This is a genomic window from Aquabacter sp. (assembly GCF_965279295.1).
In the GTDB taxonomy this organism is placed as follows: domain Bacteria; phylum Pseudomonadota; class Alphaproteobacteria; order Rhizobiales; family Xanthobacteraceae; genus Aquabacter.
In genome coordinates, this window is sequence record NZ_CBDIHQ010000016.1 from 68,817 (window position 1) to 88,205 (window position 19,389).

General features: G+C 61.9%; 20 protein-coding genes and 1 pseudogene. 20 read left to right on the plus strand and 1 reads right to left on the minus strand.

The genetic code is table 11. The annotated features are described in order from the left end of the window. Window positions 1–31 precede the first annotated feature (31 nt). The 4 genes and pseudogenes from ADADO0_RS12770 to ADADO0_RS12785 all read left to right on the plus strand — a co-directional run bounded on the left by ADADO0_RS12770 (window position 32) and on the right by ADADO0_RS12785 (window position 6,477). Window positions 32–1,210, plus strand: a pseudogene (locus ADADO0_RS12770) (CaiB/BaiF CoA transferase family protein). Continuing rightward, window positions 1,207–2,898 carry a thiamine pyrophosphate-binding protein gene (locus ADADO0_RS12775; protein WP_511305539.1) on the plus strand — a complete coding sequence of 564 codons (1,692 nt, stop codon included), beginning with the start codon at window positions 1,207–1,209 and terminating at the stop codon, window positions 2,896–2,898. Before ADADO0_RS12770 ends, ADADO0_RS12775 begins: the two are co-directional and overlap by 4 nt. Window positions 2,899–2,927: 29 nt before the next feature. After that, entirely contained in the window at window positions 2,928–4,532 is a 1,605-nt protein-coding gene (locus tag ADADO0_RS12780) for an FAD-dependent monooxygenase (RefSeq protein WP_511305540.1), read from the plus strand. Window positions 4,533–4,719: 187 nt separating this feature from the next. Beyond that, on the plus strand, window positions 4,720–6,477 hold the full coding sequence (locus ADADO0_RS12785; protein WP_511305541.1) for a DUF6538 domain-containing protein: 1,758 nt from the start codon (window positions 4,720–4,722) through the stop codon (window positions 6,475–6,477). Between the two features lie 54 nt (window positions 6,478–6,531). Here ADADO0_RS12785 and ADADO0_RS12790 read toward each other — a convergent pair whose 3' ends face one another. Further along, window positions 6,532–6,786 (minus strand): hypothetical protein, encoded by a 255-nt coding sequence (locus tag ADADO0_RS12790; RefSeq protein WP_511305542.1) that lies wholly within the window; start codon window positions 6,784–6,786, stop codon window positions 6,532–6,534. A gap of 125 nt (window positions 6,787–6,911) precedes the next feature. On the opposite strand from ADADO0_RS12790, the gene ADADO0_RS12795 reads away from it, so the two are divergent. The 16 genes from ADADO0_RS12795 to ADADO0_RS12870 all read left to right on the plus strand — a co-directional run bounded on the left by ADADO0_RS12795 (window position 6,912) and on the right by ADADO0_RS12870 (window position 18,446). After that, a complete protein-coding gene (locus ADADO0_RS12795) occupies window positions 6,912–8,120 on the plus strand; it encodes a phage portal protein (RefSeq protein WP_511305543.1) in 1,209 nt (402 codons plus the stop codon). Next, window positions 8,117–8,467: a gene transfer agent family protein gene (locus tag ADADO0_RS12800; protein ID WP_511305544.1), complete on the plus strand. Its 351-nt coding sequence runs from the start codon at window positions 8,117–8,119 to the stop codon at window positions 8,465–8,467. The genes ADADO0_RS12795 and ADADO0_RS12800 overlap by 4 nt, the downstream gene beginning before the upstream one ends. Next, the gene (locus ADADO0_RS12805) at window positions 8,460–8,720 is read left to right on the plus strand and encodes a hypothetical protein (protein WP_511305545.1); all 261 of its coding nucleotides are present in this window, start codon (window positions 8,460–8,462) and stop codon (window positions 8,718–8,720) included. The genes ADADO0_RS12800 and ADADO0_RS12805 overlap by 8 nt, the downstream gene beginning before the upstream one ends. Continuing rightward, window positions 8,720–9,226, plus strand: coding sequence for an HK97 family phage prohead protease (locus ADADO0_RS12810; protein ID WP_511305546.1), 507 nt, complete (start codon window positions 8,720–8,722; stop codon window positions 9,224–9,226). The genes ADADO0_RS12805 and ADADO0_RS12810 overlap by 1 nt, the downstream gene beginning before the upstream one ends. Then, complete coding sequence (locus ADADO0_RS12815; RefSeq protein ID WP_511305547.1) at window positions 9,226–10,386, plus strand: phage major capsid protein; 1,161 nt, start codon at window positions 9,226–9,228, stop codon at window positions 10,384–10,386. Before ADADO0_RS12810 ends, ADADO0_RS12815 begins: the two co-directional genes overlap by 1 nt. Before the next feature lie 4 nt (window positions 10,387–10,390). Beyond that, window positions 10,391–10,954, plus strand: coding sequence for a hypothetical protein (locus ADADO0_RS12820; protein WP_511305548.1), 564 nt, complete (start codon window positions 10,391–10,393; stop codon window positions 10,952–10,954). Continuing rightward, entirely contained in the window at window positions 10,951–11,292 is a 342-nt protein-coding gene (locus ADADO0_RS12825) for an HNH endonuclease (RefSeq protein WP_511305549.1), read from the plus strand. Before ADADO0_RS12820 ends, ADADO0_RS12825 begins: the two co-directional genes overlap by 4 nt. Further along, window positions 11,289–11,804: a hypothetical protein gene (locus ADADO0_RS12830; protein WP_511305550.1), complete on the plus strand. Its 516-nt coding sequence runs from the start codon at window positions 11,289–11,291 to the stop codon at window positions 11,802–11,804. The genes ADADO0_RS12825 and ADADO0_RS12830 overlap by 4 nt, the downstream gene beginning before the upstream one ends. 35 nt (window positions 11,805–11,839) lie before the next feature. Further along, on the plus strand, window positions 11,840–12,103 hold the full coding sequence (locus ADADO0_RS12835; protein ID WP_511305551.1) for a head-tail connector protein: 264 nt from the start codon (window positions 11,840–11,842) through the stop codon (window positions 12,101–12,103). A gap of 1 nt (window position 12,104) precedes the next feature. Further along, window positions 12,105–12,524 (plus strand): HK97-gp10 family putative phage morphogenesis protein, encoded by a 420-nt coding sequence (locus ADADO0_RS12840; RefSeq protein ID WP_511305552.1) that lies wholly within the window; start codon window positions 12,105–12,107, stop codon window positions 12,522–12,524. Continuing rightward, window positions 12,521–12,925: a DUF3168 domain-containing protein gene (locus ADADO0_RS12845; RefSeq protein ID WP_511305553.1), complete on the plus strand. Its 405-nt coding sequence runs from the start codon at window positions 12,521–12,523 to the stop codon at window positions 12,923–12,925. The genes ADADO0_RS12840 and ADADO0_RS12845 overlap by 4 nt, the downstream gene beginning before the upstream one ends. Continuing rightward, window positions 12,922–13,236: a head-tail adaptor protein gene (locus tag ADADO0_RS12850; protein ID WP_511305554.1), complete on the plus strand. Its 315-nt coding sequence runs from the start codon at window positions 12,922–12,924 to the stop codon at window positions 13,234–13,236. Before ADADO0_RS12845 ends, ADADO0_RS12850 begins: the two co-directional genes overlap by 4 nt. Beyond that, a complete protein-coding gene (locus ADADO0_RS12855) occupies window positions 13,233–13,613 on the plus strand; it encodes a phage terminase small subunit P27 family (RefSeq protein WP_511305555.1) in 381 nt (126 codons plus the stop codon). Before ADADO0_RS12850 ends, ADADO0_RS12855 begins: the two co-directional genes overlap by 4 nt. Next, entirely contained in the window at window positions 13,579–15,219 is a 1,641-nt protein-coding gene (locus ADADO0_RS12860; RefSeq protein WP_511305556.1) for a terminase large subunit, read from the plus strand. Before ADADO0_RS12855 ends, ADADO0_RS12860 begins: the two co-directional genes overlap by 35 nt. A gap of 203 nt (window positions 15,220–15,422) precedes the next feature. Then, on the plus strand, window positions 15,423–17,054 hold the full coding sequence (locus ADADO0_RS12865) for a hypothetical protein (protein WP_511305905.1): 1,632 nt from the start codon (window positions 15,423–15,425) through the stop codon (window positions 17,052–17,054). Between the two features lie 357 nt (window positions 17,055–17,411). Then, on the plus strand, window positions 17,412–18,446 hold the full coding sequence (locus ADADO0_RS12870; protein ID WP_511305557.1) for a hypothetical protein: 1,035 nt from the start codon (window positions 17,412–17,414) through the stop codon (window positions 18,444–18,446). The last annotated feature ends 943 nt before the right edge of the window (window positions 18,447–19,389 follow it).

Sequence of the window (19,389 nt, forward strand, 5' to 3'; positions counted from 1 at the left end):
TGGGCTGCGTTTGGGAACCCAGAGATCATTCATGTCAGCACCCCTCGCCGGCGTCCCGCGTCCTTGAGCTTGCCCGCATTCTCGCCGGCCCTTGGGCGGGGCAGTTGCTGGCCGACCTCGGCGCCGAGGTCATCAAAGTCGAACGGGCGGGGGGCAGGCGACGACACCCGCGGCTGGGGCCCGCCGTTTGCTACCGGGGCGGACGGCATGCCGATCGGCGCCGCCTATTTCCACGCCACCAACCGGGGCAAGAAATCCATCGAGGTGGATTTCGACAGCGCCGAGGGCCAGGCCACGGTGCGCGCCCTCGCGGCCCGCAGCGATATCCTGATCGAGAATTTTCAAGGTGGGCGGCCTGGTGAAGTTCGGGCTCGACTACGAGAGCCTGCGCAAGATCAATCCGCGCCTGATCTATTGCTCCGTGACCGGCTTCGGCCAGACCGGCCCCTACGCTCCCCGCGCCGGCTACGACTATCTGGTGCAGGGCATGGGCGGGCTCATGGATCTCAATGGCGAGCCGGACGGCGAGCCGCAGAAGGCGGGCGTGGCGGTGGCCGACATCTTCACCGGGCTTTATGGCGTAACCGGCATCCTCGCCGCGCTGCATCGCCGGGGCGAGACGGGGCAGGGCGCGCATATCGACATGGCGCTGCTGGATACGCAGGTGAGCGTGCTGGCGAACCAGGCGCTTAACTATCTGGTCTCCGGCGAGGTGCCGCACCGCATGGGCAACGCCCACCCCAATATCGTGCCCTACCAGGTGTTTCCAGCGGCGGACGGGCATCTCATCGTGGCGGTGGGGAACGATGGCCAGTTCGCCCGCTTCTGCGCGGTTCTGGGCGAGCCGGGGATCGCGCTGGACCCGCGCCATCTCCACAATGCCGACCGCGTACACAACCGCGATACCCTTTGCCGGACACTGGCGGACCTCACCGCCCGATTTGCCCGCGACGACCTTCTGGCGCGGCTGGAAGGGGTGGGAGTGCCGGCGGCGCCGATCAATTCCATCGACCAGGTGTTCCAGGATCCGCAGGTCATCCATCGCGGCCTGAAGGCGATGCTGCCCGAGGGCGGCGGGGGCACCGTCGCGAGCGTCGCCAGCCCCATCGTCATCGACGGGGTGCGTATGGTGGCCCCCGCGTCCAGCCCCCGCCTCGGTGCGGACACGGCCTCCATTCTCGCTACGCTCGATCAGGGAGAAGGCGCATGATCGCCCCCATCGCCGCCCCGATCGCTCCGCGCACCGGGGGGCAGCTCATCGTCGATCAATTGCTGGCCCAGAAGGTCGAGCGGATCACCTGCGTGCCCGGCGAGAGCTATCTCGCGGTTCTGGACGCGCTGCACGATGCCGCCATCGACGTAATGGTCTGCCGCAACGAGGGCGGCGCCGCGATGATGGCGGACGCCTACGGCAAGATGACCGGCCGGCCGGGCGTCTGCTTCGTGACGCGCGGCCCCGGCGCCACCAATGCCAGCGCCGGACTGCATATCGCCGCGCAGGATTCCACGCCGCTGATCCTGTTCGTCGGCCAGGTCAACACCGCTATGCGCGAGCGCGAGGCGTTCCAGGAGCTGGATTATCGCGCGGTGTTCGGCTCCATCGCCAAATGGGTGGTGGAGATCGACAGCCCGGAGCGGATTCCCGAGCTGGTAGCCCGCGCGTTCCGCGTCGCCCTTCAGGGCCGCCCCGGCCCGGTGGTGGTGGCGCTGCCGGAGAATGTGCTCACCGACCTCGCCGCAGTGGCGGACGCGCCCTATGTGGAGCCCTCCGAGCCCTATCCCGCGCCCGAGGCCATGGCGCGGCTCGCCGAGATGCTGCGCGAGGCTGAGCGCCCGCTGGTTATCCTCGGCGGCACGCGCTGGACACAGCAGGCGCGAGATACCCTGGCGGATTTCGCGGCGCGCTGTGCGCTGCCCATCGCCACCTCGTTCCGACGCGCCGACCGCTTTCCCTCCGACCACCCCTGCTATGTCGGCGATGTCGGCATCTCGCCCAACCCTAAGCTGGCGGAGCGGGTGAAATCGGCGGACCTGCTGGTGCTATTGGGCGCGCGCATGTCGGAGATGCCGTCCTCCTCCTACACGCTCATCGATATTCCCAACCCGCACCAGAAGCTGGTGCAGGTGCATCCCGGTGCCGAGGAACTGGGCAAGGTCTACCAGCCCGAACTGGCTATAGAGGCAACCCCTGGCGCCTTCGCTGCGGCGCTTGCCGCGCTGCCGGCGCCGCCGCAGGGCAAGTGGGAGGACGACACCCGCGCCGGGCATGCGCAATTCCTCGCCTGGACAGAGACGCCAGCCAAGCTGCCGGGGGACTTCCAATATGGCGAGGTGGTGAAAGCGCTCAGCGCGCAGCTTCCGCCTGACACCATCATCTGCAACGGCGCGGGAAATTACGCGACCTGGCTGCACCGCTACTTCCGCTTCCGCACCGGCGGCATCCAGCTTGCGCCGACCTCCGGCTCGATGGGCTATGGCATCCCGGCCGGCGTCATGGCGAAGCGCCAGTTCCCGGAGCGCACGGTGATCGCGTTCGCGGGCGACGGCTGCTACCTCATGAACGGTCAGGAGTTCGCCACCGCCGTTCACTACAAGATCCCGGTCATCATGGTGGTGGTGGACAACGGCATGTACGGGACCATCCGCATGCACCAGGAGCGGGAATATCCCGGCCGTGTCTCCGCCACCCGCCTGACCAACCCCGACTTCGCCGCCTATGCCCGCGCGTTCGGCGGCCATGGCGAGACCGTGCTGAAAACGGAAGATTTCTTTCCTGCCTTCGCCCGCGCCCAGGCGAGCGGGCTGCCCGCGATCCTCCATTGCCGGCTGGACCCGGAGGCCATCACCCCGGCACGCACCCTCAGCGCGATCCGCGAAGAGGCGTTGGCAAAGCACTAAGGCGCGGGTGTCGCACAAAGGAGACTGATATGGCGGATGTCCTCGTGGTGGGTGCCGGGCCGGTGGGCCTTACGCTGGCATCCGAACTGGCGCGCCACGGTGCCAGTGTCCGCATCATCGAAAAACTGGCGGCGCCGCTGCCCTACTGCCGGGCCATCGGCGTCACGCCGCGCACCCTCGAAGTCTATGAAGACATGGGGATTGCCCGGCCGATGATCGATGCCGGGCTGTGGCTGTCCGGCACGCGGCTGATGGTGGCGGGCGGGCCGACCCGCGATGCCATGGTCGATCTTGCCGACCTTCCCTATTCCAGCCTGGGCGTGCCCCAGGGCGAGACCGAGCGCGTCCTGGCCGAGCACCTCGCTGGCTTCGGCATCAAGGTGGAACGGGGCGTGCGCCTTATCTCCTTCACCCAGGCCGGCGAGAAGGTGCGGGTGGATCTGGAAGGGCCGTCCGGGGCAGATTTCGACCATGTGCGCTATGTGGTCGGCTGCGATGGCGCGCATTCGGTGGTGCGCCACCATGTCGGCATTTCGTTCGAGGGCGAAGCCTTCCCCATGCCCTTCATGCTGGGTGATGTGCATCTGGACTGGCCGGAGGGCGGCGTTCTTCCGCGCGGCATGGCGTTGCGTGCGATGCGCTTGCGCGAGAACGACGCACCGGACCTGTTTATCGCCATTCCGCTGCCGGAGCATGGCCGCTATCGCGTCTCCATGCTCGCCGCCGAGAGCCTTGTGGCGCCCGCGGGAGATGATGTGGCCCACGGTATCCAGTCCGAGCGGCCCGGCCCTTCGCTGGCGGACATCCAGGCGGCGGCGGACCGGGTGCTGCCGAACCCGCCGGTGGCCAGCGACCTGCGCTGGTCCTCCCAATTCCGCATCTCCATGCGCCTCGCCGGCCGCTATCGCGTCGGCAATGCCTTCATCGCCGGGGATGCCGCCCACATTCATCCGCCCACCGGCGGGCAGGGCATGAACACCGGCATCCAGGACGCCTACAACCTCGCCTGGAAGCTGGCGCTGGTGTTGAAGGGCATCGCTGCGCCGGCCTTGCTCGACAGCTATGAGGCCGAGCGCCAGCCGGTGGCGGAAGATGTCATCGCCCGGACGGTGGAAGAGAGCATCAATCTCGGCCGCTCCAGCAAGCCCGTGGATCGTCTGGGCAATACCCAGATGCGGGTGACATATCGCGGTAGCGCCATCGTGCGCCAGGACGGCGCGGCACCCCATGAAGCCTCACCCGAGGCCGGGGACCGGGCGCCCGACGTGATGGGCCTGCGCCGCAACGGCGTCGGCTTCGATCTGCGCCTGTTCGACCTACTGCGCGGCACCACCCATGTGTTGCTATGTGCGGTCGCGGACGAGACGGCGTGCGCCGCGCTGGAGGCCGAGGCACGAGGCCTTTTTGCGCTTGGCCTGCCGCTGCGTGTGGTCGCGGTGACACCAAGCGATACCACGCTTCCCGATCCCGTCGGCATCGCTTTGGTGCGCGACGCGCAAGATGGTTTTGCTCACCAATACGGCACCGGCGCCTGGCTGGTCCGACCTGACGGCCATGTCGCTTGGTACGGCCAACGCTGCGATGGCGCGGCATTGCCGGGCTTCCTGCGCGAGACACTCGGGCTTACGCGCTGAAACGGTCTTGAACGCGTACGGGGCCAGCGCGTTCGGAGGGCCGAAAGATTAGCCGTGCTTGAATGATTTGGCTGAAATGGCTGGGGGACTAGGACTTTTTTACAACCGTTGAAATGGCTCTATTGTTGACTTCTTAGGCGAAACTGTTACACAAAACTGCTACACATTGCATTTTTTGACGGTATCTATGTCCCTCCTGTCCGGCATCGTCACCCGCCCTGGTTCGAGAAAATTCTATGCCCGGCTGCGGGTGCCGGACGATCTCCGCGCCGTGCTCGGCAAGAGCGAGCTTTGGACGTCTCTGCGAACCACGGATAATGCCGAGGCGAAGAAATTAGGCACCCGGCAGCTCGCGGAATGGCATGAGCTTTTCGCCCAGCTACGTGCACGCAAGGAGCCGACCGAGGCTGAAGTTCGGGAAATGGTTTGGGCGCGCTACGTGGCGCTGATCGAGGGTGACGAGCGGTTCCGGCTCATCCAGCCGGACGAAGGCGACCTTGACGAGGTTTGGCGCATCCTCGAACGCGAGTACGTCGAACACGACCTGGGCGCCTTCCGCGTCTTCGAAATGATCCGCGATGGTGTGGCGCTGGACCAAGCCGAACGGGCCGAGCGTCTCAAGGTGTTAAGGGCCGAAGCCGCTCGCGGTCACTCGCCATCCTCACTTGAGGAGGCTCACCAAGCCGCAGTCGCCGCTGGCATCGGCCTAGATAAGACATCGCTCGCCGCGCGTAAGCTCTCCGGCGCGTTCGCTCGTGCCGAGCTCGAAGCTCTCCGGCGCGCCGACGAACGGGACGCGGGCGATTGGACCGGTGCCCCTGCCGATCCGATCGTTAAGGCACCCGTGGGGCCGTCAACGACCGCCCCGAAGGGTGAAAAGCTCATGGAGCTGTTTGACCAGTTCCGGCGAGAGAAGGAAGCCTCCAAGGGGCACGACACTTGGGGACAGGATCGAGGGATCATCCGGCGCTTCTCCGAGCACGTAGGCACTCACGTTAACGTCGGCACCATCGGTCGAAAGCACGTCCGGACGTTCAAGGCCGCGCTTTTCAATTGGCCCACGAAGGTCGATCAAGTGGCCGAGTTTAAGGGCCTCAGCTTCGCTGCGGTCATAGCGAAGAACGCTAGCCTTCAGCGTCCGGTTATCGGCGACAAAACGAAGAACCGATATTTGAGCGCGCTTTCAGCGTTCTGCGAATGGCTGACGGCGAACGACCACCTTCCACTAAATCCGGTTCGCGGGCAGTTTTTGGAAAAGTCGAAGGAGCGGAAGCGCATGCCGCTCACACCGGAGCACATGCGAACGCTCTTTACGTCGCCGCTGTATACTGGCTTCCAGCGGGAACGCAGGGAACACCTCGCAGGGAACGAGACCACACGGGATTGGCGTTTCTGGCTTCCCTTGTTGGCTGCATTCACGGGCGCCCGCCTGGGCGAGCTGGCCCAGCTCCATGTCGCTGATATCCGCGAAATGCACGGCGTGTGGATCATCCACGTCACTGAGGAAGGCGAGGCCGGAAAGTCACTCAAGACGGCAGGCTCCGCGCGTATCGTCCCGTTGCACTCGGAGCTGGTGAAGCTAGGGTTCCTCACGTTCCATGCAGCGGCTGCAATTAGCGGTGAGACAAGGCTGTTCGCTAACCTCAAGCCGGACGCTCGTGGCTTTCACTCGGGCGTGCCATCGAAGTTTTTCGGCGCGTATCTGAAGCATGTGGGGATTAAGAAAGACGCATCGCTAACGATCCATTCCTTCCGACATGCGACGGCGGACGCGTTCCGGAGGGCAGGGTACCTTGATGAATCCTTCGGCCCCCTACTCGGGCATACCAAGTCGAGCACGACCGGCAAATACGGCATCGTTGCTGAAGGTCCACTGCTAGAGCGTGTGAGAATGATAGAGGCTATTAGCTATCCTGGCTTGGACCTGAAGCACCTCTATGCCTGACTTCATGTCGGGGCCAGCGGCGGGCTTGAGGCGGAAGCCGGAAGTGTGTCGTGGTCAGATGGGCTGAATGCTAGCAGCGGGATCAATATGAAGTGTGGCGCCGTTCTCGCTGCACCAATGTTCCAGTTCGCGCTTCAATTCAGGCCAAAGCGCACGCGCCCATTCCGGTGCACGTGAGGACCACTCTTTCTCGCTCGGAAGATAGGCGGATAACGCACCCATTGGCAGTTCCAGGACGAAGGAGCCATCACTTCCTGAAACCACCAGCTCTTCTTTCCAGCGCGGCTGAAATCGAAATTGGTTAGTCATGTGGGAAGTCTACGCCACGAGAGCAGAAACTCACTAGGAATTAGTGTCTAGGCATTTTGCCCTTTGTAGGATGATAATCTTGTTGTATAATAAAGCCACCTTGAATTTAAGAGTGGCGTCAGAAAGTGGCAGGTTCAATCAAGTCGCGTTTCCGAGACTGGCTTAACAGCGACATCGAGATTAAGTCGTCCCTCGCCGAGCCTGAGAAGTGGCTTTCCAATCTTCTGGACGGAACCACTGGCGGAACTGGACCCGTCACCGCCTCAACGGCACTTCGTCATCCCGCCGCAGCCTGCGCTATCCGCGTCATCGCTGAAGCCGTGGCAACGCTTCCGGTCATCACCTACCGTCGCCTCGCGGATAACTCGAAGGAGCGGGCGACAGACCATCCGGTCTACGGATTGCTCCACGACGACGCGAATGGCTGGCAATCGGCATTCGACCTGAAGCTCGCCGTCACCATCGACGCGCTCTCCCACGACAAGGGCGGCTTCGCTTACGTTAATCGCGTGGGTGGCCGACCCGTCGAGCTTCTGAGGCTCGATCCGGCAAAGGTCGCCGTCGATTACTCGCCCATGGGCGAACCTTCGTACACCTTTGAAAACCGGGTCTTCGCGCGTGAAGATATCCTGCACGTCAGGGCGCCCGGTGGTGTGGCTCCCCTCACTACGGCGCGCGAGGCAATCGCCCTCGCAAACCTAATGGAAAATCACGGCGCCGGCCTGTTCCGCAACGGCGCCCGCCCCTCCGGCGTCATCTCGCTTGAAGGCGATATCAACGCAACAACGCTAGCCGCAGTACGCGAAGCGTGGACTTCCGCCGTAGGTGTAGTAAAGCCCGGTGGCGTGGCCGTCCTCGACAAGAGCGCCAAGTACACGCCGCTGGCCTTTAGCTCGGTCGATAGCCAGTTTCTCGAACTGCGCACCTATCAGATCTTGGAAATTGCTCGCGCATTCCGCGTTCCCCCGCATATGTTGTATGAGCTTGATAGGGCAACATGGTCTAATACGGGCGAAATGGGTCAGGCATTCCTAACCTATAGCCTTTTGCCCTGGCTAGAAGCCTGGACTTCCGCCATCCGCCGGGCCTGTTTCACGGCCGAAGAGCGAGCTGACTACATCCCGGAATTTTTGGTCGATGATCTCCTTCGCGCGGACCCGTTGAGCCGAGCAACGACAACGTCCACGCTCATTGCGTGTCGCGCTCTTTCTCCCAACGAGGCAAGGGCGATGGATGACCGCCCGCCCTATGACGGGGGCGATGAGTTCGTGAACCCGCACACGACAAGCGCCTCACAGCCGCCCGCACCGTCCCCGGTTGAGGAGGCCGCATGACGTTGACCACGGCCCACATCGCTTTCTTCGGCGACGCAGAACAGACGTTCAAACTCACCCCGGTTTTGATTGTTGAGCTCGAAAACAAGGTCGGCGCCGGCATCGGCGCGATCTTCTCGCGCCTGACGGAGCGCGCCTTCCGCCATGGCGACATTCTCGAAACGATCCGGCTCGGCCTGATCGGCGGCGGCATGCACCCGATGGGCGCCGCTCAAATGGTCACCACCTACGCAGCCGACCGCCCCCTCGCGGAAACGCTCCCGATCGCCATCGGAATTCTCGACGCGACGTTCTTCGGCACGGCCGAAAAGCCCGAACCCAAGGAAGATGAGATCAACAATGGATAATGCCAAGGTTGAACTGCAAGACACCCCCCAGGCACGCGAGGCGTTGGAAGCAATTTTCAAAATTGCCATGTCTCATTTGATCGAAAAGCATGAGGCTGAATTTGATCGGCTTCTAGAAGACGAACTCGACCGGCATATGGTCATATCTATTGTTGATCGAGATGCATCGGTAACACTGCAAACTCCATCGCTTCTGCCGATAACGTTCAACATTGATAATTTTTGGAACAAAGCCAAGAGCGAAGCGGCCTAATGGATCGCTTCTACTTTGAGACCAAAATCCTCGTGGACGACGCGGGCGCCATCGAGGGCCTCGCGTGGCCCTTCGGCTCCCCCGACCGGGTCGGCGACGTGATCGAGAAAGGCGCCTTTAGCGGCGCCTCCCTCCCGCTCCCGATGTTGTTCGGCCACGACATGAACGACCCCGTAGGCGCCTGGACCGAAGCCGTTGAGGCGGAAGACGGACTGCGCCTCAAGGGCCGTCTCTTGGTCGATGACGTGGCCCGCGCTCGTGAAGTCCGCGCCCTGGTGCAGTCTGGAGCAGTGCGCGGCCTCTCTATCGGCTTCGTCACGCGGAAAGCCATGCCCCGGAAGGGTGGGCGAACCATCACTGACCTTCAGCTTTTGGAATGCTCCCTGGTGAGCATCCCCATGCACCCCGGCGCACGGGTCACCAGCGCCAAATCCGCAATTCACGCCCTGGCAATTGCTGCGGCGCTTAACGGCGCCGCGCGCGCAATCTCCGAAGGAAAACACTGATGATTCATTCTGTACCGGCGCCTGTCGGCGTCGAGCTCAAGGGCGAGGAAGACGATCTCGATTCCGTCGTCTTGAAGGCCATTGAAACCTTCAAGGGCGAAGTTGGCGCTCGCTTCGAGAAGGTCGAGACCAAGTCCGGCGAGGCCGAGAAAATCACCGCCCGCCTCGACAAGATCGAAGCGAAGATGAACCGCCCTGGCTCCGGTGAGACCAAGGAAGGCCCTTCGGTCGAGGCAAAAGCGTTCGGTACCTACTTGCGCGTCGGTGCGCAGAACCTGGGCGCCGATGAGCGCAAGGCCCTGACGGTCGCCACCAATGCCGCTGCCGGCTATCTCGCCCCAACCGAGTTCGGCATGGAGATTCTGAAGCGGCTCCGCGAGGTTTCCCCGGTCCGCCAGTTCGCCAAGGTCATCACCATCGGCGGCAAGGAAATCACCTATCCCCGGCGCACGGGTTCGACGGCCGCGACTTGGGTTAGCGAGGTGGCTGACCGCACCGCAAGCGGCCCCACCTATGAGCAGGTGACGCTCACTCCCTATGAGCTGGCGACTTTCGTGGAAGTCTCGGGTCAGCTTCTCGAAGACAATGTGTACAACCTCGAAGGCGAACTGACCTCTGACCTCGCCGAATCCTTCGCCATCGCGGAAGGAACCGCTTTCGTCTCTGGCGATGGCACGGGCAAGCCCAAGGGCATCCTTGCTGCTTCCGGCATCACTCAGATTGTCTCCGGCAACGCCAGCACCCTTGGCAGCAATCCGGCCGACCTTCTGATCGATATGTTCAGCAAGCTCCCGGCAGTCCACGCACAGGCCGGCGCCTGGGCGATGAACCGTAACACTCTCGCGTCCCTGCGGAAGCTGAAGGACACGACCGGTCAGTACCTTTGGCAGCCCGGCCTTCAGGCAGGCCAGCCCGGCACCTTGCTCGGTCGCCCGATCATCGAAATGGTGGACATGCCGGACATTGCGGCGAACGCCTTCCCCATCGTCTTCGGCGATTGGTCCGGTTACCGCATCGTCGATCGCGTGGACATGAGCATTCTCGCAGACCCTTACACGAAGGCTGTGAATGGCATCTATGTCTTCCACGCCCGCAAGCGTGTGGGTGGCGACGTGACGAACCCTGACAGGTTCGTGAAGCTCAAGATCGCGGCTTCCTGACGCCATGCGTCTCGCGGACGACGATATCCTTGTGAACGTGGGGGGCGAGCAATTCGCCCTCCGCGCCTCGTTGCGAGCCGCCCTTCGCTTGTCTCTGAAGTACGGGGACTTTGGTGTCGTCCTTCGCTCGATCCAGCACAAAGAGCTTGGTGTTCTCGCGACAATCGTCGCTGAGACCAGCACCACGCGCACCACTGTTCCCGAGCTGCTCGAATGTCTCTCCGGCCATGCGCTCCAGCAGGTTCTCGCCCAGCTCATTCCTGCGTGTGTCGAGGTAGTCACCCGGTTCCTCGATCTCGGGGACAACGGCGATGACCAGAAGCCGAAGCGCACCCGCCAGGGTGAAAAGCGCGTCACGCATGCTGAATTCTATGAGGCCCTTTTCGAGATCGGCGCCGGACGACTGGGCTGGTCACCAACCGATACATGGGCCGCAACGCCGCAAGAGATTTTGTCAGCCAGCAAGGGCCATAGCGCCTTCTTCGGTGCGACCCCGGAAGGTTCGAACGACGACAGCAAAAGCTCCACCCTCGCCGAAGTCGCCTCGCTAGGGAGAGTGTACGGATGACGGCTCGTGCCCCCCGCATTTGCCCATGTCGCCACGTCATTCCATACGGCCTGCTGTGCCCCTGTCAGCAGAAGAAGGAAGCCGTTCGCAAGGCCAAGGCTGATGCTAAGCGCCCTTCGTCTCGTGAGCGTGGCTATGAAAGCAAGTGGCGTAAGGAGCGCGAGGCGTTCTTAAAGATTCATCACACATGCGTTCGGTGCGGATCTCCGGCAACGGTCGTGGATCACATCCTTCCTCATCGGGGAAACGTCAAACTGTTCTGGTCGCGCTCTAACTGGCAGGCGCTCTGCCGCACCTGTCACAGCAGACACAAACAGAGAGAGGAGCGCGCGGCATGAATATCGTCATGTCGGCACAGGCGCTTGAGCTCGAACGCATTGAGCGCCTGGAGAACGAGGCGCGCCTTATGAAGCTCCTTAAGCAGCAGCTCGCCAGCACGAGGCATCGCGAGCGCGAACGCATTCGCCCCTGGCTCTGCAATGGCGATGCCGGTCCGGAGTTCAAACCCCTCCGGGATCTTCAGGCACCTGACCCATTCGTGACTAAGCCTGTCCGGACGCGACGCGAACCGCGCCAGAAGGCCGAAGTATTGGACGCACCGAATACCAACAAACCCAAGCGTCCGCGTTACGGCGGCACCGTCGCAAAGCGTTACCTCGATAAGACGGCACGGGAATGGGCCGAATGCTTCGGCGTCAAGATAGATGCCATGTATCAGGCGATCCGTCGTCAAGGTTCATTGGAAAATGCGGTCAAATTCTACCAATGGCATGCCGACCGGGGGTACTCGACGACTTACCGTATAGGTAAAAGGACCGGCGGGGATAGCCTCTTGCAATATACGACTTAATTGGGGTTTCCGAAAACCATAATGAAAGAACATGAATGTCAGTCGTGACGCTGGACGAAGTCAAAGAGCATCTGCGCATCCTCGATGATGCCGATAATGCTTTGCTTGCAAGGCTTATCGACGTTGCGGAGGAATTCGTTGAAGGCTTCGCTGGCCCCCTCTCCGGTACTGCGGATGAAGTGCCGGCTGGTCTGAAACAGGCCATTCTTTTGGCTGTTGAGGCTGAGTTTTCGGCCTCCGACGACGCCCGAAGCCGCGCTATGGCTGCGCTTTTGCCCTACCGCCAGTGGGCGTTCTGACATGAGCGCCCAGGCCGACCGCCTTCAAGCTCGCATCAACGCCATCCCAAAGGCCGTCCGCGCTGCCGTCGAGCCCGCCCTGCTCAAGAGCGCGGAGGAGATTGCAGGCGTTATGCGCCAAGTAGCGCCCGACGACCCTGCCACCGGCGAACCTGACCTGAAATCCTCGATCGAGATAACGTCAGCCGGAAAGCACACGCCACCCTACTCACAGCCGGGCGGCTCCATGGTCGTCGCTGAGAATTCGGTCGCGATCACGGCCGGAAACGAGGACGTGCGCTATCCGCACCTTTTGGAATACGGGACATCGAAGATGGAAGCGCAGCCGTTCTTTTGGCCGGCGCTTAGCCTTCTGCGGAAGAAAACCACAGCCCGGATCAAGCGCGCCATCGCGAAGGCTGTGCGGGAGGCGAAGGCGTGATGGGCGAACCTTCATTGCTTATTCAGACGGCCGTCCGCGCTCGCCTTATTGCCTCTCCGGCGATGATGGAGCTTGTCCCCGCTGACCATATCATTTGCGGGCGAAAGCTCCCCGAGCTCGACCGGGAAATCCTCATTGGCGAGGGCCTGACGGTCTTCGATCCCTTCTACTCCAACGTCCACTTGGACTTGCACGTATGGGTGAAAGAGACCGGCTTCGATATCACCAAGGCTATCGCGTCAGCGGCCTATGACGCGCTCCAGATCATCCGCGACCCATGGATGGCCGGTGAATCCATGGTGCATCGCTTGGATATGTCGGCACGCTACCTTCGTGATCCGCATGGCGAGTACGCGCACGGCGTCCTGTCTCTGGACGCACTCATGCAGGCCGCACCATGAAGCCCGCTCGCCTGTCGGAAACACTCGTTATTGAGCATGCGACACGCACCGTTGAACCATCCGGTGCCCCCGTTGAGACGTGGGTGGAGATCGCGCGCGTCCGCGCGGAACGCACTGAACAGGAAGCGGTAGAACAGGCGCAGGACCGAGGCGCCATCGGCGTCGAGACTGCGAGCTTCCGTTCGCGCTGGTGTGACGTGGCACTGGGCGACCGGATTGTCTGGCGCGATCGGGCGTACTCGATCGTCTCGCTGGCTGAGATTGGCCGTCGCGAGGGCCTGGAGATCAAGCTGACGAGGAGCGGCCAATGAAGGGCCGTAAGCCTTCGAGTATCGTCGCTGGCACCTGTCCGGTCATTGAGGTTCCGCGTCCACCCACCTGGTTGTCTAAGGACGGCAAGGCGGAATGGCGCCGGATCATGCCGCACCTGGTGGAACGCAAAACTCTCACCGAAACCGACCTCGCAATGGTCGAAGCGTTTTGCGTTGCAGCCGGCCGCGTGCGTGAGATCGAGCGCCAGATTCAGGCGTCCGGGATGCTCGATCCGGCCATTGTCCGCATGCAGGACAAGGCGATGCAGTCCATGCGCCAGATCGCGGCCGAGATCGGCTTGACGCCTGTTTCGCGCTCCCGCCCTTCCATTCGAGACGACGATGCTGCCGGCGACGTATCCCCATTGGATCTATGACGGCAGCGCCATTCCCGACCCCTATGGGGACGGGGAGCGCGCCGTCCGCTTCCTTCGGGCGCTGAAGCACCCGTTGAGCCGACTGCCGGGCCGCGCCTTCAGTCTGGACCCGTGGCAAGAGCGCATCGTCCGGCGCATTTATGGGCCACGGCACGAGGTGGACGATCCGGCCAACGGCATCCGGAAAGGCCAGCGCATCGTCAACACCGTGTTGTTGCTCTTGCCGCGCGGGAATAGGAAAACAAGCCTAGCAGCGGCTCTTGGTCTCCTTCACACGTTCGGCCCGGAGCGTGTGCCACGCGGGCAGAACATTACGGCAGCAGCAGACCGGAAACAGGCGCGCCTCGCCTATGAGGAGGCGTGCGCCGTCATTAAAATGATGGATCGCAAGAGCCAGCAGCGTATCCGGATTCAGGACTATCGGAACAAGCTGATCCTCTCTGAGACCGGCTCTTTCTATGAGGCTATCTCGTGCGATGCCGGGACACAGCATGGGCGGACGATTTCATTCGCCTTCGTTGATGAGCTGCACATTTGGCGGAAGCGCCTGCTCTGGGAGGCGATCAGTACGGGCGTCGATAAGGTCGACTCCCCGCTTACCGTGATCGCAACGACTGCCGGGCGCGGGCGGGAAAACCTCGCATACGAGATCGTGGAAAAGGCGCGGAAGATCGCGACGGGCGAGATCCACGACCCCTCGTTCCTCCCGGTGATTTTCGAGGCGGACAAGGATTGCGATTGGCGCGATGAATCCGTCTGGCGCGCGGTCAATCCCGGCCTCGCGCACGGCTATCCGAGCCTGCACGGGTTCCGTCGGCATGCCGAACGGGCCGAGCATTCCAACGCGGAGCTAGACAGCTTCAAGCAGCTCAAACTCAACATCCAGCTCGACCACTTCGCGAGCGCGGCGTTCGATATGAGCGCCTTCGACGCGGGCAAGATCGCCTATGACCGGGAGGCGCTGAGAGGCCGCGCGGCCTGGATCGGCGTCGATCTCTCCCGGCGCGGCGACATGACGGCCGTCTGTGCCGTGGTGAAGGAAGGGAATGGCTTCATCGTCCTGCCGAACATCTTCCTGCCAGAAATCGGCCTGGTGGAGCGCGGCGACAAGGATGCCGCCCCCTATGTGACCTGGGCAAAGGCGGGCCAGGTGGTCACCACACCAGGCCCCACCATCGACTTCGGCTTGGTCGAGGCTCGCATTTGCGAACTGTGTGAAGAGTTCGACGTTCAGGAAATCCTCTTCGATCAGACGTTCGCGGCCGAAATGATGAGCAGTCTGATCGAGAAGGGCCACAACGCCATCGGCTTTCCTCAGAGCTGGGCGACCTTGAGCCCAGCGGCCGAAGACCTAATCAAGGTCGTCAAGGATGAGCGCCTTCACCATGACGGCAATCCCGCGGTGCGCTGGACCTTTGAAAATGCCGTGGTCGTGCCTTCGAACCGCACGGACAACACGGCCCTTCACAAGGGAAAGTCGCGCGCCCGCATCGATCCGGTAGTCGCGACAGCTATGGCTCTGGCGCGCGCGAATATGCCACCCGCCGCGCCCTCGATCTATGAAAACCCCGATTTCAACCCTTCAGACCTTGTACTGGGAATGTGATGGCCACTGACGAAGAACGCCTTGTTGTAACGCTTGAAGCCCGTATCCGTGACTTCGAGAAGAACATGGCGAAAGCCTCGAAGACCGGAAGCGATACTTGGCGCAAGATCGAGAAAGACGCGGAGACATCCGGCGCCCGAATGCAGAAGCTCATGGGCAACGTTGGCCGAGGCGTGGCAGACGGCCTTAACAAGGGCTTGGGCGTGCTCGGTGTCGGCGGCGTCGGTATCGCTGGCGTGCTGCTAGGGGTTCAGCAGGCGGTGCGCACCGTCGCCGATCTCGCGGCCGATGCGAAGCGTGCGGGCGTTGGCGTCGAAGCATTCCAGGCGCTCGGCTACGCGGCGGGTCAGGCGCACGTCAACATGGATGGCCTCGCAGATGGCCTCAAGGAAATGCAGCTTCGGGCTGACGAGTTCGTCACCACGGGGGCAGGCAGCGCGGCAGAGGCGTTGCAGCGTATTGGATACAATACGGCCGATCTTAAATCCAAATTGAAAGACCCTGCCGCCTTGTTCGGTGAGATCATCGAGCGCGTGCGCGACCTCGACAAGGCCAGCCAGATAAGGGTTCTCGACGAGATTTTCGGCGGCACAGCTGGCGAACAGTTCGTCCGGTTCATGGACCTGGGGCGCAACTCCATTGCGCGGCTTCAACAGGAAGCAAGGGAGACTGGCGCGATCATCGATGCGCAACTCGTGGCCCGAGCCGAGGAGGTGAACCGCAAGTTCGAGGCGCTCGCGACCACGGTCGGAACGAAGGTGAAATCGGCGATCCTTGAGATCGTGGACTTGGTTTCGAAAATCCGCCTGCCGGACGTTGACGATTTGGCAGCGGGTGCGCCGCTTGACGGCATCGTTCCCGGCGCCGGGCCTCGCACCCGTGCCACCTCCTTCGACGTTGGCTTGCCCTCCGGTGAACCACCTGCCGCGAACGTCCCACTTCCCACGCCCCGACCCGAGGGACTTGCCGGCGCGGGCGACCTTTCAAAGATCAAGCAAGCCGGCGACGCCTTGAAGCGCGGATACGCCGATTTGCACGCCGCCGCCTTGGCCCGCGTCGCCGACCTCGAAACGGAACAGACCGCCCTTGGCATGACGACCCGCGAGGCTGAAGCCTACCGCTTCGAACAGCAGGCGATTGCCGAAGCTCTCCGCATGGGCATCACGCTCACACCACAGCAGGCGGCAGAGCTCGCGGACCTCGCTACCCAATATGGAGAGACTGCCCACGCCATCGAACTGGCAGCAGATGCGCAGGGCCGCGCGCTCGACCTGCAACGTGAGCTTGGCAATATGGGCGTGGGCCTGTTTAGCGGCTTGATCGATGGCTCGCAGACGTGGGCGGATAGCTTGGCGAACGTGGGCAAGCGCCTCTCCGACCTGCTCTTGCAAGCCGCGCTGATGGGCGACGGGCCGCTTGGTGGACTGTTCGGCGCGCCCAGTACTAAGGACGCGGTGGGCGGAATTTTCGGCAGTTTGTTCTCCGGTCTCCCCAAGTTCGCAGGCGGGGGCATCTCCGATCGCCCCGCCATCTTTGGTGAGGCTGGCGCGGAAGCTGCCGTGCCGCTGCCGGACGGTCGGCGCATCCCGGTTGACTTGCGTCTTCCGATCTCGGCTCCGGCAAGCTCGATGGCGGCGCAGGTGGCAGGCGACACGATCAGCGTCACCGTCGCGCCGACGATCCATGTCACCGGTAGCGCCGGCACGTCGGAGCAGAACGCGGACCTTGCAAGCCAGATGGCAAAGCAGATTGAGCAGCTCGCCCGCAGCACGGTTGTTTCCGAGATCCGCAAGCAGCAGCGCCCCGGCGGCGCTCTTCGGCCTGGATATCGGTGAATGTGAAAATAATTTTCGATTTTGGCGTTAGAGCTCTGTGCCGGGCGCTATAATAGCTATGTCAGCCTAATTGCGCCTTGACGGCCGAGATCAATACTTACGAAATCTCTTGATTTCTGAGAATAGATTTCGTATTATTTGTCGTCGCTGGTCTTAGGCATAATCACCGGCGATCCTCTGAAGGACCGACGCTGTATCCTTGCGTCATTCTGTATCGTGACTTCGTTCGCTTTGACTTAAAGGTCGGCCCTAATCAGGCCGACCTTTTTTTAGAAGAACAATTCCACCGGGACAACTCGGGGATTAGAGCAGCTGGCGAGCGAGAGTTAAGGCGAACAGGAATGAAAAGGATATGCTATGCCTGCCGCGTACAAGATTGATATGATGGCGCAGCTTAAAGCTGGCGTTGAAGCTTATGAAAAATCCAAAGCTGCCAGACCGCCGGTAAATGACTGGCTTTCCGGTTCGTTTGTCTCTGAGGCAGCGCCCGCGAACTGCAACACCGATCCGGGCGAGATCAATCAGCAGCTCGATATGCTGGCTGATGACGATGACGATGGAGCCACGAAGGACGAAGAGCCCTCTTTACCGGAGGTAGCGCTGGAGGTTGTAACCCCACGCGCTGAGGCCGATGCTCTTGCCGGCCTTTCGGAGGAGTTGGGTGACATCGTGCTCGCGAACACAGACGCTCTGATTGAGGCCGAGATCGTTGGGCTCAAAGAGCTCAACATTGACACGCCGGTGGATGAATCCGGGCCACCCGCACAGAACACGACCGCCATTGAGCCGCCAGCGTCCGCCGCGCCAGCGTCCGCCGCGCCTGCGCCTGCCGCCCGCTATAGAACCGCGAAGGAACTGGCGGACGAGCGGGAACGGCTGTGGAAGCAGGCGACCTTTCGCATGGTCATTGAGCGTCAGTTCGGGAAACGAGCGCGCATATGGTCCGGCCTGAGGGACGACGCAGCGCTTCTGCTGCGGAAGCGCGAGAATAAGCGTCGCCAGCGCGCCAAGACCGCCCTGGCTAAGCCCGCGCCGGTCATTCGCGTATCTCCGCTTCCGCCCACGGCCGAGCTCTCGCGGCTGGTCAGCGAGTGGCTTGCAAAGCCGGGGCGGCGGCAGAAGCATATCAAGGACAATAATCGCGTGCCCGAGCTCCGGGTACTGATCGCGCTAGTAATTAAGACCTGGAGCAAGCGTGGCCGTCACCCCACGCATGCCGATGTCGCATTAAACTTTTCGAAGATGCTCGGGGCGAAGATCAGCCGGCAGGCGGGCGGGAAGCGGCTGGCGATAATCGACGCTGTCCTGGCTGACTGCGGCGTTCACATTCCAAACGGTGACACCTCTGCAACCCCCAAAAATGGCGACATGCTTGCAACCCCCAAACGGTGACACTTCTGCAACCCCTCGCCGGGGACATTTCCGCAACCCCCTCGACCGGTGCTGGGGGTTATCACACCCCTGGCGCCGGGAGGGTGAGAAGACAGAACGCGTCAGTGAGGCTTAGGCGAACTAGGCACTTTTAATGGCATCTAAAATACACAGAGAAGGCGCTGGGCGGCATCCGCGAGTTTTTAGGTCGCGAAGTAGCTAAAACTATTCCCGGCCGCTAGAGACTCTCTAAACCGGAAGTCATTTATCAACCGGAAGGGTCATCAAAACCGGAGATTTCTATCAGAGCCGGAGATGGGGTTGCAGAAGTGTCGCCGTTTTCCAAAAAGAAGATAACTTAATGAACTACTATTCTTATATATATTACTTATAGGAGAAACGGCGACATTTTTGCAACCCCATCCGTGGCCCTGGCTACCCTCTCCGGTATGGGAAGATCTTATTAAAATCGTTGCGGTTATTAAGTTTCCGATGGGGTTGCAGTCGTGTCTCCATCACCGCTCCGGCTCTGAGCGCAGCGGCCTGGGGGTTGCAAGAATGTCTCCATCCTTGGTTCGCAACACTGTCCCCGGTATGGGGTTGCAGTTCTGTCTCCGTATGGGGTTTCAAGCGCGTCCCCGGCTTAGGGGGTTGCAGAAATGTCTCCGCATGGGGTTGCAAGCGTGTCCCCTTTTTTTGAGATGAGAGGCCATTCCCGGCATGGGGTGGCTAATGCTGTCTCCATTTTGAGGACGACGGCGATGTCCCTGACACGGGGTTGCAGGAATGTCCCCCTTTTGGCCATAGCCCCCAAGTCATCGACGTAGGGTGTCATGCATGTCTCCGCTTGAATGCGCCGATATTCTTGATATGCCGCAGGGGCGGATAAATCAGTCAGTTCTTACTGATCTCAATACTTGTTGATATCAATTTAATTCTACGCCATAATGCAGATGAAGCCGGA

Excerpts from the sequence above, each read along its gene's own strand:
- ADADO0_RS12775 (WP_511305539.1), top strand. The coding sequence starts at position 1,207 with ATGATCGCCCCCATCGCCGCCCCGATCGCTCCGCGCACCGGGGGGCAG.
- ADADO0_RS12780 (WP_511305540.1), top strand. The coding sequence starts at position 2,928 with ATGGCGGATGTCCTCGTGGTGGGTGCCGGGCCGGTGGGCCTTACGCTG.
- ADADO0_RS12785 (WP_511305541.1), top strand. The coding sequence starts at position 4,720 with ATGTCCCTCCTGTCCGGCATCGTCACCCGCCCTGGTTCGAGAAAATTC.
- ADADO0_RS12790 (WP_511305542.1), bottom strand. The coding sequence starts at position 6,786 with ATGACTAACCAATTTCGATTTCAGCCGCGCTGGAAAGAAGAGCTGGTG.
- ADADO0_RS12800 (WP_511305544.1), top strand. The coding sequence starts at position 8,117 with ATGACGTTGACCACGGCCCACATCGCTTTCTTCGGCGACGCAGAACAG.
- ADADO0_RS12805 (WP_511305545.1), top strand. The coding sequence starts at position 8,460 with ATGGATAATGCCAAGGTTGAACTGCAAGACACCCCCCAGGCACGCGAG.
- ADADO0_RS12810 (WP_511305546.1), top strand. The coding sequence starts at position 8,720 with ATGGATCGCTTCTACTTTGAGACCAAAATCCTCGTGGACGACGCGGGC.
- ADADO0_RS12815 (WP_511305547.1), top strand. The coding sequence starts at position 9,226 with ATGATTCATTCTGTACCGGCGCCTGTCGGCGTCGAGCTCAAGGGCGAG.
- ADADO0_RS12820 (WP_511305548.1), top strand. The coding sequence starts at position 10,391 with ATGCGTCTCGCGGACGACGATATCCTTGTGAACGTGGGGGGCGAGCAA.
- ADADO0_RS12825 (WP_511305549.1), top strand. The coding sequence starts at position 10,951 with ATGACGGCTCGTGCCCCCCGCATTTGCCCATGTCGCCACGTCATTCCA.
- ADADO0_RS12830 (WP_511305550.1), top strand. The coding sequence starts at position 11,289 with ATGAATATCGTCATGTCGGCACAGGCGCTTGAGCTCGAACGCATTGAG.
- ADADO0_RS12835 (WP_511305551.1), top strand. The coding sequence starts at position 11,840 with ATGTCAGTCGTGACGCTGGACGAAGTCAAAGAGCATCTGCGCATCCTC.
- ADADO0_RS12840 (WP_511305552.1), top strand. The coding sequence starts at position 12,105 with ATGAGCGCCCAGGCCGACCGCCTTCAAGCTCGCATCAACGCCATCCCA.
- ADADO0_RS12850 (WP_511305554.1), top strand. The coding sequence starts at position 12,922 with ATGAAGCCCGCTCGCCTGTCGGAAACACTCGTTATTGAGCATGCGACA.
- ADADO0_RS12855 (WP_511305555.1), top strand. The coding sequence starts at position 13,233 with ATGAAGGGCCGTAAGCCTTCGAGTATCGTCGCTGGCACCTGTCCGGTC.
- ADADO0_RS12860 (WP_511305556.1), top strand. The coding sequence starts at position 13,579 with ATGCTGCCGGCGACGTATCCCCATTGGATCTATGACGGCAGCGCCATT.
- ADADO0_RS12870 (WP_511305557.1), top strand. The coding sequence starts at position 17,412 with ATGCCTGCCGCGTACAAGATTGATATGATGGCGCAGCTTAAAGCTGGC.